Origin of the sequence: Arthrobacter sp. zg-Y916 (assembly GCF_020907385.1) — a bacterium.
GTDB lineage: Bacteria > Actinomycetota > Actinomycetes > Actinomycetales > Micrococcaceae > Arthrobacter_B > Arthrobacter_B caoxuetaonis.
This window is the reverse complement of record NZ_JAJJOD010000006.1, coordinates 136,249-151,159: the sequence shown is the minus strand read 5'-3', so window position 1 is coordinate 151,159 and position 14,911 is coordinate 136,249. Positions and strand designations below refer to the sequence as shown.

The window sequence follows — 14,911 nt, the reverse complement described above, 5'->3', positions numbered from 1 at the left end:
GTCGGCACGTTTCGCCCTCCCTAGTCTGTTGAGCGTCTGCCAACGCGGGCAAGAATGCTTGCTGTAGGAAGAGGTCTCAGTGGAGAATCATCATTCGACCGGCGCCAACGCACTCAAGGCGCACCCCCCGACTATTGGTAACCCCCCTGCCCGCCAGGCTGCTCCGGACGCGTTGTTCCTGGGACGTTCCGGGCTGGTTAAGGCCATGGCAGAACGTCTGCAGCCGGAGTCTGCTGCCAGTGGCTGCCTCCTCATCGGCGAGGCAGGCAGCGGTAAGAGCGCGCTGATGCGGCACGTGCTGCAGGTATATGGCAGGGGTTCGTACACCGTCCACATCCGGGGTTCCGCCTTTGCCAGGCGGACGCCTTTCGGCGCCCTGACGTTCCTCCTGTCGGATTTGGAGCCGGAGGCGTCCTCCCACCCCGTGCTGATCCTGCGGGGGCTGACTGAGCTGGTACGTGAACGGGCTGCCGGCCGAACCGTGATCCTTGCCGTGGACAACGCCGAGGAACTCGACGAGTTCTCGGCCATGGTCCTCAGCCAGATGGTCGTGAACCGTTCGGCGCATATGTTCGCCGCCTTTCGGGATTTCAGTGCTGCTCCTTCGGAGTTTATGGGGCTGTGGAGGGAAGGCCTGCTGACCCGCCTGGACCTTGAACCCATGCTTCCCTCCGAGTGTTCCCACCTGCTTGAGGCGGAGCTCCGCGGCCCGGTTAGCCGGGCGGCGGCTGAGGACCTGACCCGGGTGAGCGGCGGGAATCCGAGCCTGCTGCTGGCTGCGGCCGCAGACTACCGGGACTGCGGACGTCTGGCATTTTCCGGAGGGGTCTGGGTGCTTTCCCCGAATATGGAGTGCGCCTTTCCGCGGCTTTATGCAGCCATGGGTGCCAGGCTTTCGGCTGTGACAGAGGGGCAGAGGGAACTCCTTGACGTCCTTGCACTTTGCGGCGCCCTTCCCCTCCTGCAGGTACTCGAACGCCTGGACAGCACGGAGGTGGACGCACTGCAGGAAGCAGGGCTGCTGCAGCTCGCCCATTCCGGGGTACCGGTGTTGTCCCTCGCCGAGCCCGCGTTCGGCGCAATCCTCCGCACCCAGCTCGATACCGCCCGCAGGAACGATTTGCTGAAACGCTTCCCTCCCGACCAGGACGTCGCCTGGCCGCATCTCACGGCCGAATGGTTCATCTCGGCAGGTGCCAAGGTTTCCGCCCCGCTGGCGCTCTCGGCTGCGCAGGCCGCAAACGGGTCCGGAAATCCCGCCGCTGCCGAACGGTTCATCGCTGCGGACCCAAACCATATCTACTCTCCCGCGGCTGTCCTGGAACTTACTCTCTCCCATCTCCGCAGGGGAGACGCCCGCGCCGCAGCGGACGCCGTCGCCCGTCACCGGGCCTGCGGCGGAAGTACCGGCAGTTCCCTGGAAGACGTTCGGCTGCTGCTTGCCGAAAGCAGCGCCCTGTGCCAGACAGAAGGCGCACGCAGCGGAGAAAACGGCGAACGGCTGCGGCTCCTGCGCGAACAGACCCATGCTGACGGCCACGCAGGCCTGCTCGACGAGGCAGAGACCATGCTGGCATCCCTGAAGCTCCAGGAGATGGAGCGCGGCGAAGCGGCACAGCTGGAGCGGGATCTCATCCTGGCCCGGGCCCGGTGCCTTTCACAGCACGGCCAGTACCGCGAGAGCGTATCCCTGCTCACCGGCATCTATGCGCGGGGAGATGAAAACGGCCGCGGATTCCGGATACTCGTAGGATCTTGGCTGTGTACCGCGTGGGGCATGACTGACAGGCAGTCCGACGCGCAGGAGCTCGCTGCCACTCTTTGGCACATGCTCGTCGACGGGTCCCAGCCGGACCTCACGCGCGACGAGGCCGCGGAAGTCCGGTCGCGCATTGTTCACATGCTGCTCGTCACGGGTGCGGTGTCGGTAGCTGCCGAGTACCTGGCTGCAGACGAGGACGGCGGGGCATCCTATGGCGGCACCCTTCGTGAGGTCTCGGAAGGCATGCTCCACGCCTTCGCGGGCCGCGGGGCCGCAGCAACGGCCAAACTGCTTCCTGCCGTCCGCCAGCTTGAAGCCTCCGACCCGGGTGGCCTGCTGCCCGTCGTCAGTGCTGCCGCTGCCTATGCAGCAGCTCTCCAGGGGCATCGGGACCGGGCAGAGGAACACCTGCGGAAAGCGGACCCTGGTTCAGCACCAAAACACGCCGACCTTCAGCGAACAGGGACCCATTTCATTGTGTTGGCGAGAGGAGTGCTGGGGTCCGCGGACGCCGCGGAGCAAATGGCCGCACTTGCCGACTCTGACGAGGCCCGGGGCGCCGGCGCTTATGCCCTGCTGGGGCTCGTCAGCGCGGTTCGCCTGGGCAGCACCGATACAGCCCAGCAACTGCTCGACGTCGCTTCCGGACTGCAGGGACGGTTCGCCAGGTTTGCCGAAGATTACGCCAAGGGTTCAGGTGGATACGATGCCCAACTGCTCCTGCTTGCCGCGGACGCCGCAGCTGCGCAGGGACACGAACTCCTGGCACATGAAACAGGGGAGCGTGCACTGGAGGTCGCTTCCGGTGCCGGGGACCGCGCCACTGTCCGTTTCATCCACCGGAGCCGGAGGCTTCAGTCAGGCGAGGTGGAAGGGGAGGGCGAGGTGGAGGACTGCCTGCGCGGCCTCACCACGCGCGAACGGGTTATCGCGCGCCATGCAGCGGCCGGGACAACCAACAAGATGATTGCCTCCGAGCTTTCCATCTCTGTCCGGACCGTTGAAGGACATCTCTACCAGATCTACTCCAAGCTGCACGTTGGCAGCCGGCGGGAACTGGCCCGGCTCATAGCCAGCAGCAAAGCAGCCTCGGCACAGGGGGAACTGTAATGACGGCGGCGACACCTACTCCATCTCCCTTCCTGAGGGCAGCTGAAGCCGATTCAATCGTGAACAACCTTCTGGATCCGGTCTTGCGGGGAGCCCTTGTCCTGGGCCCGGAAGGCATGGGCAAGAGTGCACTGGCAGATGAGGTCCTTCGCCGGCTTGAGGGCATTGTTGCCCCCTACCGGATCCACGGCAGCCCGGTGCTGTCCCGGATCCCTTACAGTGCACTGACTCCCTTCATGGAAAGGGCTTTGGAGGAGGACCTCGCATCACCGCTGATGGTGCTCCGCAATATCCGCCGCTACTTCCAGGCCCGGACAGAAGCAGGGCATCCACAGGCGCTTCTTGTCGTCGATGATGCCCATCATCTTGATGAGGCTTCCAGCCACGTGCTGGTCCAGCTGGCCATGTCAGGAGAACTTCGGCTGCTTGTCCTTTCGCGGAACCGAAGTGTCCACATCCAGGAGCTGCTTTCGCTGGCCAGGGACGGGCTGATGTCCCGGGTGGACCTGCAGCCGCTTTCCGTGGAAGCCGTGCACCAGCAGTGCGTCAATGAGCTCGGCGGACCGCTGTTGCGTGCCTCCAGTGCAGTACTCGCCCGGATCTCGGGTGGAAACCCGATGTACATCAAGGCTTTGCTCTCCGGTGCCAAACGTCGAGGCGAGCTGCTGCAGCGCAACGGCGCCTGGTACCTGCGTTCGCTTCCCACTGGACTGGAACCGTCAGTACAGGATCTGGCCAAGCGTCTGCTGGCCAGCCGGCCGGCCGCCGAGAGGCTGGTCCTCGAGGCTGTGGCGCTCGCGGGCGTTCTGCCGCGCGGACCCTTAGTGGCGCTCGGTGGACAAGAGGCGGTTCAAGCCCTGGTGGAGGAAGGGTATGTGGAGCCTGCCGCCAATGTCCCCGAGCAGCTGAAGATGGTTCAGCCGCTGCATGCGGAGGCCATTCGCAGTTTGGTGCCGCCCATGCGAAGCATGGAAATACGAAGGAAGCTGCTGGAAGCAGACACCACCGAACGCATTCCGCAGGCTCCGCGGCTTGTTTCCTGGGCGCTTGACTGCGGAGCCGCCTCGTCCGACGGCGAACTGTTGCTGGGTGCGCGGGCGGCCAACGCTGACGGCGACGCGGAAACGGCCCTGCGCCTGGCCCTTGCCATCACCCCGGGCCCCCTGGCAGCTGCAGGCCGGATCGAGGCTGCCGCTGCACAGCTCGCACTGGGCCGGATCTCGGAGGCCCGGGCAGGTCTGGAGGACGCCGTTCTCACGGCTCCGGACACGGAAACCCTTGATTACGCCGTGCTGGTCAGCGCTCAGCTCGCTGCCTGTTCCGACGACGCGGCAGACCGGCTGAGGTCACTGGCGAAGGACTGGCCGGTGCGGGACGGGCAAATCACCGGGCCGGACCGTGGGGAGGGACGCACTGCGTGGCTGGCGGCCGGCCTCAGCGTGCTGGCTCTATGGGCGAGGGCGGCAGAGGGAAACCTCCTGGTATCCGGGGAGTCGGCGTCGACGACCATGGCGTTGCTCACCGCGCTGGACAGTGCAGGGCAGGACGAGCTGTCGCCTGCGCTCTGCCAAATCAAGGCATTCGGCTACGCGCTCGCATGCGAAGTACTGACCGCAGCCGGGTCAATCGGGCAGGCTGTGCAGGCTGCCCGCCAGGCGCGGGGCTGTCTCTCTCAAAGCGCCTTGACGTCCAGCAGTGTGCGCGCGAACGTCATGGTCAGGCACAGCCTGGCGCTGCTCCACGGAGGACGGTTCGAGGACCTGGACCGGATGCTCTCGGACGAGCTTCGTTCCAGCCCCCATGGTCTTCTGGCATTCGGCGGAACCTTGGGAGTTCTGGAGGGGGCACTGGAAATCCGCCAGGGCCGCTACCGCGAAGGGCTCCGCCGCCTGCGGCCGGCCATTGAGGTGCTGAGGGGCCGGGACCCGGAACGGCTCCTGCCGTATGCCTTGGCCCTGGCGGCGTACGTGGCCGTCGTCGTGGATGACACCAGTCCCGCCAGGCGGTTCGCCGGTGAACTGCGCGGACTGGGCTACAAAGGTCCGCGGGCGCTGGAGTTGACAGCCGGCGCTTTTGGGGCCGCGGCGCAGTCACAGCAGGACGCAGCGGACCCCCCGGCCCGGGTGCGTGAACTGGCGGCTGAAGCCCGCGAGCTGGGGCAGCTGGCAGCCGAAAAGGACATTCTCGAACTTGCCGTGGCCATCGGTGACCTCAAACAGGCCAGGCGGCTTGTGGATCTCACCGATTCCTTTGAAGGAGCCGAAGCTGCGGCGCTTCACGCGTACGCTGCCGCCGTGGCTGCGGATAACCCGGAGCAGATGGTTTCGGCAGCGGATGAGGCGGTTCGGTGCCGCAAGTTCCTGGTGGCGGTTGAGTGCATCGGACACGCCATTCGCTACTACGGCGCCCATAACAATCTGAGGCGGCAACGCGCTCTTATCCAGCAGCTGCGCCGGCGGAGGGACGAACTTGCGGGCGTGACGGTGTCCTATCTGAGCCCCAACGTCCACCAGGTGCGGCTGACCAAACGCGAGCACGAGATCGTGGCGCTGCTGCTCGAGGACGCCAGTACCAAGGACATCGCGACTCGTTTTACGCTCTCTCAGCGAACGGTTGAGGGCCATGTGTACCGGATCTACGTGAAGCTGGGGATCGGTCGGCGCACGGAGCTGGAGGCCGTTTACCGCGCGCTCGAAGCTGAGCCACGCGTTTCGGCGGGGCAATAGTCCGTGCCCGGGACCAGCCGGCCAGCAATCTGAATCCCGAAGCGGAAGGACCCGGACAGTGTGCCGCAGTGCGTAGTCCGCACTGCGGCACATTGCTGACCGCATTCTAGGCAAGTAGCGCTTCCAGGGGTCCCGAGTACAGCGTGCCCACGGGTACGTGAACAGCGTTCTTTTTAGGGTGGCGAATACTGATGCGGCGGCTTGGACCTGGACGTTGACTAAACCAAGTCAGTTCAGAAGTGCAGAGAAGGTCTCACATGCATCGCTCCAGCGTGATCCCCAGTACCGGTGGTCAAAACACTGGTTCCGTCAGCGTTACTCAAGGACAGGAACCTCCACAAGCGGAGCCGGCGACGTCGAAGTCTGCTGAGACCCAGACTTCCCCCCAGCCGTCGCCGGCTCCTTCCTCCCGAACACCGGACAGGGGAATCTGACATGGGTGCACCCGCAGGCATGAATAGAGCCCGGGTCCGCAGGCCGCCGCTTCATGAGGGGCATGCCCAGCGTTCCGCCCGGCAGCGGCCTTCGCGTTGGCCCCAACCCGAAGTCATCAGCGAACACTGGTCAGCCGTAAACCAAAACCAGCCGGAGCCAAGAACGGCCGGCGAACCCTGGCGGAGGAAATACCGTGTAGGCCTGATCATCACCGATTTCGCGATGACTGCCCTGGCCGTGGTTGCCGGGTGGGCCGCTGTCATCACTGTGACCAGCAGGGGCTTCACCGCCCAGTCCCTGCAGCATGTAGGGTTCCTCACCGTCCTGCTCGTGGTCTGGAACGTCGGTCTGGCCGTGTACCGAACCAGGGAAGAGCGGCTTTTGGGCACTGGCGCCGATGAATACAAACGCGTCGCGAACGCTACCCTGCGGATGTTCGGAGCGGTCGTCCTGGCGATGGTCCTCCTGCAGCGCAACATGCCCAGCACGGCATTGGCTGTTTCGCTGCCGCTGGGGCTGGCCGGACTGCTGGCAGCGCGCTGGACGTGGCGCAAATGGCTGACGTCGCAGCGCAGGCTGGGACATTACCTGTCACGAGTGGTGGTGTTCGGTGGAAGCGAAGATGTGGCCTACGTGGTCAAGCAGGTTTCTGCCCACGCTTCGGCCACCTACCAGGTGTCAGGCGTCGTGGTGCCGGAGGGGCCGGCGCCCGATCTCAAGGATGTGCTTGATCCTGACTGGGAAGTTGAATCGGATCCGGAGAGGATCCCGGACCTGGTCAGGGAAGTGGGAGCGAACGCCGTCATCGTGGCTGGTCCGGTGCCAGGAGGCAACCGGTACATCAGGGAACTCGGCTGGAAACTGGAAGGCAGTTCCACCGAACTGATTCTTGCGTCAAGCCTGACCAACGTCGCCGGGCCGCGCATTCACTGGCGGCCAGTGGAGGGTCTTCCGCTGATGCATGTGGAACTGCCGCAGTACAGCGGAGGGAAGCACGTCCTGAAACGCTTCCTGGACATTGTGCTTTCTTCGCTCGCCCTCATTCTCCTCGCTCCTGTGCTCATCGTCCTCTGCCTCATTGTCCGCCTGGACAGCGAAGGGCCGGTCATCTTCCGCCAGCAGCGGGTAGGCCTGCGGGGCCGGACTTTCCAGATGCTCAAATACCGTTCCATGGTTGTTGACGCTGAACAGCGTTTGACCGCGCTGCGCGCACGGAACCAGGGGGCAGGGGTGCTGTTCAAACTGAAGCACGATCCCAGGGTGACGCGCTGCGGACGCTGGATGCGGAAGTTCTCCCTGGACGAGCTTCCCCAGCTGTGGAACGTGCTCCGCGGGGACATGTCGCTGGTCGGTCCCAGGCCCCCGCTTCCCTCAGAGGTCAAGGGCTACGAAGGATCAACCCACCGGCGCCTGCTCATCAAGCCTGGACTTACCGGCCTGTGGCAGGTGAACGGCCGTTCCAACCTTCCGTGGGACGAGTCGATCCGTCTCGACCTGTTCTATGTGGAGAACTGGTCGGTCACCGGTGACCTGATGATTATGTGGCGCACGGTCAAGGTCATGGTGCAGCCTGAAGGGGCGTACTAGGGCAGCCTGAGGGCCGCGGATTCTCAACGCGGCCCTCAGGCTGGGGCCCGATCACAGTCGTGAAGGACCAGGAGACGGCTCGTACGCCCGAACTTAGGCCAGACTGAGGTGCCCTCGCTTTCTCCCCGTGGGATGATTACGGAAGACTTATCTTTCCTAATGCATGCCCGCCAGCTGAGGAGTACTGAAAGTGCCTGTGGTTTCCACACCCGCTACCCTGCAGAGCGCCGGGCCGGACGAGAACACTGCCCTGGACAGCGTGGAGCTCAACAATGCGGAGGTTCTGCGGATCCGCAACGACTTCCCCATCCTGGACCAGCAGGTCAACGGTCACCCTTTGGTGTACCTGGATTCCGGGGCCACGTCGCAGAACCCCCTGAGTGTGATTGAGGCGGAGCAGGAGTTTTACGAACAGCGCAATTCCGCCGTGCACCGCGGCGCGCACACCCTCGCTGTCGCCGCGACGGACGTCTTCGAGGACGCGCGGCGCACCATCGCAGACTTGGTGCATGCACAGCCGGAGGAGATTGTGTGGACCTCCAATGCCACGGAGGCGCTGAATTTGGTGGCCTATGCGTTCTCCAACGCATCCGCGGGCCGTGGCGGCGAAGCGGCGCGCCGCTTCGTGCTGGGTCCGGGCGATGAAATCGTCGTGACGGAGATGGAGCATCACGCCAACCTGATTCCCTGGCAGGAGCTTGCGGCCCGCACTGGTGCAACACTCCGCTGGATTCCGGTGGACGACGCCGGTGCGCTGCGGCTTGAAGAAGCGGAGCAGATCATCAGCCCGCGCACCCGCATCCTGGCGTTCACCCATGCCTCCAACGTGCTGGGCACCATCAACCCGGTGCAGGTGCTCGTGGCCATGGCCCGGAGGCACGGTGCGCTGGTCGTACTCGATGCCTGCCAGTCGGTGCCGCACCTGCCCGTGGACGTGAAGGCGCTTGACGTGGATTTTGCCGCGTTCTCCGGGCACAAGATGCTCGGCCCCACAGGAATCGGCGTGCTGTACGGCAAGTCCGAGCTGTTGAACGCCATGCCGCCGTTCCTCACCGGCGGATCCATGATCACCACGGTCACCATGGAAAAGGCAGAATACCTCCCGGCGCCGCAGCGCTTTGAAGCAGGCACTCAGCGCATTTCCCAGGCCATGGCCCTGGGCGCCGCAGCGAACTACCTGCAGGAAACCGGCATGGACCGGATCCATGCGTGGGAAATGGAGCTGGGCCAGCGCCTGGTCTCCGGGCTGGAAGCCATTGAGGGCATCCGCGTGGTGGGTCCGCCGTCGGGCGTTGAGCGCATTGGCCTGGCAGCGTTCGACGTCGAGGGTGTCCATTCACACGATGTGGGCCAGTTCCTGGATGACAAGGGGATTGCGGTGCGGGTGGGCCACCACTGTGCGCAGCCCCTGCACCGCCGGCTGGGACTGGTGTCCACCACCCGGGCCAGCACCTACCTGTACAACACCACTGACGACGTCGATGCGTTCCTGGACGCGGTAGCCGGCGTGCGTCCCTTTTTTGGAGTAAAGCAGCCATGAGTTCGGAACTGCAGCAGCTGTACCAGCAGATCATTCTTGATCACGCCAAGTTGCGGCACGGCGAAGGCCTCGCTGAGGCGGGTAAAGACGTGCTGGTAGGGGAATCCCACCAGTTAAACCCGACCTGCGGAGACGAGATTACGCTGCGGGCCACGCTGGGTCCTGAGTCCAATGCAAGGACAATTGACGGGATCAGCTGGGAAGGGCAGGGCTGCTCCATCTCCATGGCGTCGGCCTCGGTGCTCGCGGACATGATGGCCGGGATGCCCAGGGACGAAGCACTGGGGCTCGTGGATAACTTCCGGGAGGTCATGCGTTCCCGCGGCACCGTGGAGGCGGACGAAGAGGTGCTTGGCGATGCCGCTGCCTTCTCCGGTGTTGCCCGTTATCCCGCGCGGGTCAAGTGCGCGATGCTCGCGTGGGTGGCGTTGGAAGAGGCTGTGCGGACGGCCGCCGGCGCCTGATCCCCCCGGGACAGGTGTCACCGCTGCACGACGTGCTCCAGCGGGAGCTCCACCCTAAAGGTCGTCCCGACTCCGGGTGCCGAAGTCAGGGTTATTTTTCCACCGTGTGCCTCGACGATGTCCCTGGTGATCCCCAGGCCCAGCCCGACCCCGGGGATTGCCGCTTTCTTGACGGCCGCGGTCCGGAAGAAGCGGTTGAAGATCTCCGCCTGCTCGGCTTCGGTCATGCCCATGCCCTCATCCGAGACCTCCAGGACAGCGGATCCGTCCGCACGCTTCACCTGGACCGTCACAGTGCTTCCGGCGGGGGAGTACTTGATGGCGTTGGAGATGAGGTTGTCCAGGACCTGCTGCACGCGCACGGCGTCGAAGCGGCCCCGGATGTCCTCTCCGGGCCGGATCTGCAGCCTGATCCCTGCCGCGAGGGCCCGCGGTGCCGCGGAATCGGCTGCCGACCCAACCAGTTCCCTCAGGGAAAGGTCGGCAGGATCGAGGTGGACTGAGCCGGACGCCGTGGTCAGCAGATCCGCTACGAGGACCAGGAGCCGTTCAGCGTTCCGCATGGCCACGGTCAGCGACGTTCGCAGGGAGGCTGAGAGACCGTCGTCCTCCGCTTCCCCTATGGCCAGGTCAAGATAGCCGATGATCGACGTCAGAGGGGTGCGGAGTTCGTGTGAGACGCTGGCGACAAAGTCCTCCTTGGCCCGCAGTGCACGCACCATATCCGTGACGTCGCCGAAAGCGACGACGGAGCCGTTGAAGCCGCCGTTTTCACAGCCGAGGGGGCGGGCTGAAACGGTGAGAGCCCGCTGCTCCGCCCCGCGGCCCACCCACACGAGGCAGTCGGAGAAGGCCTCGCGCCGCATGGCACGGGCCAGGGGCCGCTCTTCCGCCGGAAGCGGAGTGAAGCCGTCCGGCCCGTAGATGAACATGTCCGCCTCAGTCCAGTTGCCCGCTTCCTCCGGGACCGCGAGCTTATGGGTGGCGAGTTGCCGGTTGTTCATGAGCATCACGTGGCCGTCCCTGGCCTGGACGATGACGCCGACGTCGATGGTGTCCAGTACCGCGTCCAGCAGCTCGGCCCGCCGCCTGCTGTCCGCGAGGCTCTGCTTCAATGCCAGGTCCTTCTCTTCCAGGGCCCTCTGCTGTCCGGCGGCATCCTGGGTCATCACGGCAGCCGACTTGTGTACGGCGAGCATGACCAGGGGGATAAGGATGGGCCTTATGAAGTCCGCGGCCACCGGGTCCGTTCCGTACAGGGGCGCCCAGATGATGAGCAGCGAACCTGCCACGCTGATGATACTGGCGCTGCGAGGGGCAAATCCCGACCAGGCGAGCCAGAGGACCGGGAACACAGCCAGCACCACCATGCCCGCAACGTCGGGCTGGACCCCGCGGAAAAGAAGCGCAATAGCGAAAAAATCCAGAATTGGAATAACCCAGTAGGCGGGCTGGACGAAGTTGTCCCACGGCAGGGCTATGGCAGCTGCGGAAAGCACCATAACCAGGCACACACCCGCAAGGAAATCAGCGTCTGCGTACGCTTCCGGCTTGACGGCATGAACAAGCGGAAGGGAAAACAGCACGGCGGCGAAAAGGGGGAGCTGGCTCAGCGCGACGCGAAGCCGGAGATCGAGCTCGTGGAAGTCCCTGCGGATTCCCAGAAAGGACAGGGCCCTGCCCTTTAAACTGGACATGGCCAGATACCTCGCATTTTCGCAGTGATGAAGTGCCCAGTTTATCCATTGAAGCTGTAGGATGCCGAATGTAGTGGTGCGGATACAGAGGTCTCAGCAGGACAGGAAAAACCGAAAAAGTATGGAAACACAGCGCGTTGCCGTCATCATTGAGGACGACAAAGACATCCGTGATCTTTTACACGCCGTACTCCAGCAGTCGGGTTTTGAAGTCCATGCCAGCCCAACCGGAGCCGACGGCGTCGAAGCAGTCCGGCGCCACAACCCTGCCGTCGTTACCCTGGACTTGGGTTTGCCTGACATCGACGGCTTTGAAGTTATCCGGCAGCTGCGCCTGTTCAGCGACGCCTACATCGTGATGCTCACCGCACGCGCCGAAGAGCTCGATACGCTCATGGGGCTGGAAGCGGGAGCCGATGACTACATCACCAAACCCTTCAGGCCGCGGGAACTTCGTGCCCGTATTTCTGCCATGATGCGCCGTCCCCGCAAGGACGACAGCGCCGCTGCTGCGCCTGCGGCCGCCCCCGGCGTACCCGCTGCCGCTGCTGGCGCGCCGTCGCGTCCTGCCGAAACTCCAATTCAGGACGCCGCAGAAGGCGTCTTCAACCACAACGGCCTGTTGCTCGACGCGGAGACAAGGACCACCCAGCTTTCCGGACGCGACGTCGAACTCACGCGTACCGAGTTCGATCTGCTTCATGCGCTGCTGGAGAGCGGCCGCCGGGTCCGCAGCAAGACTGATCTGGTTCGGCGGCTCCGCGGGGAAGAGTACGACACAGGCTCCTACATCAGCGACTCCGATGAACGCACCATCGAGGTGCACGTGGGAAACCTCCGCCGCAAGCTCGGCGACGACTCCCGGTCACCCAATTGGCTCGAGACTGTCCGCGGGGTGGGTTACCGGCTGGCGCCGGCGAAGTAGTGTTCCTGCAGGTCCGGCCCTGCCAACCTGCTAAAGGCGGGACAGGGATTCGGACAGGGCCCTGACCGTGTCCTCACCGCATCTTTGCAGCGGATCAAGAAGGGACACCAGCCCTGCATGGTCAGCGGCGCGCACCATGTCCTGGGCGATTATTGCGTAGCCCGCAAGCCTGAGGGCGCCGGCCATCTGGCTGGAGATCTTGATGCTGAGCACTACGTCCATGGCACCGGGGTAGTCCGGTTCTTCCAGTGCGGTGACGAGCCTCTCGAACCGGCCGTTCCACATGTGGATGTAATTGCCAACGAACTGCCTGACGGCCTCCCTTCCCATCTGCTCGCTCAGCTCATTCAGTGCTGCAGCGGAGGTCAGGGTGCGGGTGATCTGGCGCTCTTTGACGGCTGTCACGAGGTGACCGGCGGGGCGGGAGCAATGCTGCAGGCGCGGATTGCGCGCCATTCAGGCACAGTGCTCTGGCGGGGAGACATGGGGGTCCTCCTGGAAGGGCAGCGGTCCCGCTGGTGGGGGAACCGCAGTGGATCAGTACCACCAACGGTCCCACCCCTAGCTCAGGAACTCTCCCCGCACAGGCTCAAGATCGCGGAAAGTTTGAAAGCGCACTCATCACAGCGAAACTGCAGGCAGCGCCGGTACCGGGAGCGGTACGGGTGCTGCCTGCAGTCCACCGGGTGCTAGTCAGCTACGTAGAACAACCGCTTGTTGACGAACTCGTCCATGCCCAGCGGGCCAAGCTCGCGTCCGTAGCCGGAACGCTTGACGCCGCCGAACGGGATGTCGGCCCCCTCACCGACGCCGTTGACGTTGGCCATGCCAACTTCAAGCTGCTGGGCCACCTTGCGGGCGCGCTCTTCGTCGGTGGAGAAAACCGCGCCGCCGAGCCCGTAGTCGGAATCGTTGGCGAGCTTGACGGCTTCCTCGTCGCTGCCGACCTTGTAGACCACGGCCACCGGACCGAAGAGCTCTTCGCGGTAGGCACGCATCTCCGGCGTGATGCCCGTGAGCACGGCCGGGGCAAGGTAGGCGGAGGGGCCCTCGGAGAGGGTGCCGCCGGCGTGCAGAGTGGCGCCCTTGGACACGGCGTCCTGGATCTGCTCGGCCAGCCCCTCCGCTGCAGCCCGCGAAGAGAGCGGAGCATAGGTGCCTTCGGCGGCCTCCGCCGGGTCGCCGGGCTGCAGGTCCTTGGCCAGGTTGGTCAGCTCCGCCACGAAGTCATCGAAGATGCCCTCGCTGACGATCATGCGCTTGTTGGAGTTGCAGGCCTGTCCGGTGTTTTCCAGGCGGGTGGCCCAGGCGTTGGCCGCCGCTTCCTTGACATCCTCGGTGTCCAGCACCACGTAAGGGTCCGAACCGCCGAGCTCCAGCACTACCTTCTTCAGGTTCTTGCCGGCCAGTTCACCGATGATCGCGCCGGCGCGCTCGGAGCCGGTGAGGGAGACGCCCTGGATGCGGGGATCGGCAATGATGTCCGCGATCTGGCCGTGGCTGGCGAAAACGTTCTGGTACACGCCTGCAGGGACACCGGCGTCGTCCATGATCTGCTGGATCGCCAGCGCCGACTGGGGGCAGGATTCGGCGTGCTTGAGGATGATCGTGTTGCCCAGCATCAGGTTGGGAGCTGCGAAGCGGGCCACCTGGTAGTAAGGGTAGTTCCACGGCATGATGCCCAGCAGCGGGCCCACAGGGAGCTTCTGGATCACCGCGCGGCCGCCGCCGATGGCCTTGATTTCCTGGTCTGCCGCCAGCGAAGGTCCTTCGGTGGCGAAGTAATTGAAAATCTCGGTGCAGTACTCCGCCTCACCTTCTGATTCGGGCAGAGGCTTGCCCATCTCTTCGGTGATGATCGCAGCCAGTTCATCCCTGCGCTCGGTGAACAGCTCAGCGACGCGGGCCACGATGCGTCCGCGTTCCTCGATGGGGACCTCCCGCCAGGACTCAAAGGCCGCCTGCGATGCGGCAAGTGCTTCGTTGATTTCACCGTCGTCGGCCAGAGGGAATGCCTCGCCCGGCTCACCGGTAGCCGGGTTCACTACCTGGTAGGACCGGGCCGTTGTCTTGGAAGTGGTGGTCACGTCCGTGCTCCTTACGGGTAAATGCGGATTATGTCATCATGCCGCGAAATTGGCCTGCGGGTAAACAAAATGCCGGTCGGTGACGTAACGCGGCCCATGGCTTTGATTACGGCGAAGGTGCTGGTTCCGCACGACGGGAGGCACCAGCACGCCAGAGATAAACCATGACGGTTCCCAGGGCCGCTCCAAGCCCGTTGGCGATGACGTCCTGCGCCGTTCCGTAGCGGCCGGCGATCAGGAGCGCCTGTCCGGTCTCGATGGCGGCGGAACAGCACACGCCGGCGACGGCGGCAAGCCAGGCCCAGCGCGGGCTAAGCCAGGCTGCCAGCAGCAGGCCTGCCGGCAGGAACAGGACCACGTTTGCCGAGAATTCCACCAGTTCGTAGTTGATCCAGGCGGGAACGCCGGCGGAGTGCAGCAGATCCAAAAGGCGCGACAGCTCTCCGGACAGGTTCCGGTCCACGGGGCGGGGCCAAAAAACGATGAAGGCCAGAATCACGCCGTAGGCCAGGAGCGCGAGGGCAAGGAGTGGCTTCTGCCGAGGCCCCTGGCCGTGCTGCGGTGGCTGCATTCGTTCC

10 protein-coding genes are annotated in these 14,911 nt (G+C 64.6%); 6 read left to right on the top strand and 4 right to left on the bottom strand.

Translation table 11 applies throughout. The features are described 5' to 3' along the window. The first annotated feature begins 79 nt into the window (after positions 1-79). The 5 genes from LOC59_RS16775 to sufU all read left to right on the top strand — a co-directional run bounded on the left by LOC59_RS16775 (position 80) and on the right by sufU (position 9,624). Complete coding sequence (locus LOC59_RS16775; RefSeq protein WP_229971917.1) at positions 80-2,872, top strand: LuxR C-terminal-related transcriptional regulator; 2,793 nt, start codon at positions 80-82, stop codon at positions 2,870-2,872. Beyond that, entirely contained in the window at positions 2,872-5,598 is a 2,727-nt protein-coding gene (locus tag LOC59_RS10815) for a LuxR family transcriptional regulator (RefSeq protein ID WP_269440069.1), read from the top strand. The genes LOC59_RS16775 and LOC59_RS10815 overlap by 1 nt, the downstream gene beginning before the upstream one ends. 657 nt (positions 5,599-6,255) lie before the next feature. Continuing rightward, complete coding sequence (locus LOC59_RS10810; protein WP_229971913.1) at positions 6,256-7,620, top strand: sugar transferase; 1,365 nt, start codon at positions 6,256-6,258, stop codon at positions 7,618-7,620. A gap of 190 nt (positions 7,621-7,810) precedes the next feature. Next, positions 7,811-9,160, top strand: coding sequence for an aminotransferase class V-fold PLP-dependent enzyme (locus tag LOC59_RS10805; protein WP_423723854.1), 1,350 nt, complete (start codon positions 7,811-7,813; stop codon positions 9,158-9,160). Further along, positions 9,157-9,624, top strand: coding sequence for a Fe-S cluster assembly sulfur transfer protein SufU (gene sufU, locus LOC59_RS10800; RefSeq protein WP_227916464.1), 468 nt, complete (start codon positions 9,157-9,159; stop codon positions 9,622-9,624). The genes LOC59_RS10805 and sufU overlap by 4 nt, the downstream gene beginning before the upstream one ends. Positions 9,625-9,641: 17 nt before the next feature. On the opposite strand, the gene LOC59_RS10795 is transcribed toward sufU, so the two are convergent. Continuing rightward, on the bottom strand, positions 9,642-11,321 hold the full coding sequence (locus tag LOC59_RS10795; RefSeq protein ID WP_229971910.1) for a sensor histidine kinase: 1,680 nt from the start codon (positions 11,319-11,321) through the stop codon (positions 9,642-9,644). 121 nt (positions 11,322-11,442) lie between these two features. On the opposite strand from LOC59_RS10795, the gene LOC59_RS10790 reads away from it, so the two are divergent. After that, positions 11,443-12,246, top strand: a complete 804-nt coding sequence (locus tag LOC59_RS10790; protein ID WP_229971908.1) for a response regulator transcription factor — start codon at positions 11,443-11,445, stop codon at positions 12,244-12,246. 30 nt (positions 12,247-12,276) lie between these two features. Here LOC59_RS10790 and LOC59_RS10785 read toward each other — a convergent pair whose 3' ends face one another. The 3 genes from LOC59_RS10785 to LOC59_RS10775 form a co-directional block, all read right to left on the bottom strand. Continuing rightward, the gene (locus LOC59_RS10785) at positions 12,277-12,651 is read right to left on the bottom strand and encodes an Hpt domain-containing protein (RefSeq protein WP_229971906.1); all 375 of its coding nucleotides are present in this window, start codon (positions 12,649-12,651) and stop codon (positions 12,277-12,279) included. 284 nt (positions 12,652-12,935) lie between these two features. Beyond that, positions 12,936-14,333 carry an NAD-dependent succinate-semialdehyde dehydrogenase gene (locus tag LOC59_RS10780; protein WP_229971904.1) on the bottom strand — a complete coding sequence of 466 codons (1,398 nt, stop codon included), beginning with the start codon at positions 14,331-14,333 and terminating at the stop codon, positions 12,936-12,938. Positions 14,334-14,439: 106 nt separating this feature from the next. Continuing rightward, entirely contained in the window at positions 14,440-14,904 is a 465-nt protein-coding gene (locus LOC59_RS10775; RefSeq protein ID WP_227895038.1) for a VanZ family protein, read from the bottom strand. Positions 14,905-14,911 lie beyond the last annotated feature (7 nt).

What these genes read in the sequence shown, in the direction of transcription:
- sufU (WP_227916464.1), top strand. Translation starts at nt 9,157, where the DNA reads ATGAGTTCGGAACTGCAGCAGCTGTACCAGCAGATCATTCTTGATCAC.
- LOC59_RS10775 (WP_227895038.1), bottom strand. Translation starts at nt 14,904, where the DNA reads ATGCAGCCACCGCAGCACGGCCAGGGGCCTCGGCAGAAGCCACTCCTT.
- LOC59_RS10815 (WP_269440069.1), top strand. Translation starts at nt 2,872, where the DNA reads ATGACGGCGGCGACACCTACTCCATCTCCCTTCCTGAGGGCAGCTGAA.
- LOC59_RS10795 (WP_229971910.1), bottom strand. Translation starts at nt 11,321, where the DNA reads ATGTCCAGTTTAAAGGGCAGGGCCCTGTCCTTTCTGGGAATCCGCAGG.
- LOC59_RS10810 (WP_229971913.1), top strand. Translation starts at nt 6,256, where the DNA reads ATGACTGCCCTGGCCGTGGTTGCCGGGTGGGCCGCTGTCATCACTGTG.
- LOC59_RS10790 (WP_229971908.1), top strand. Translation starts at nt 11,443, where the DNA reads ATGGAAACACAGCGCGTTGCCGTCATCATTGAGGACGACAAAGACATC.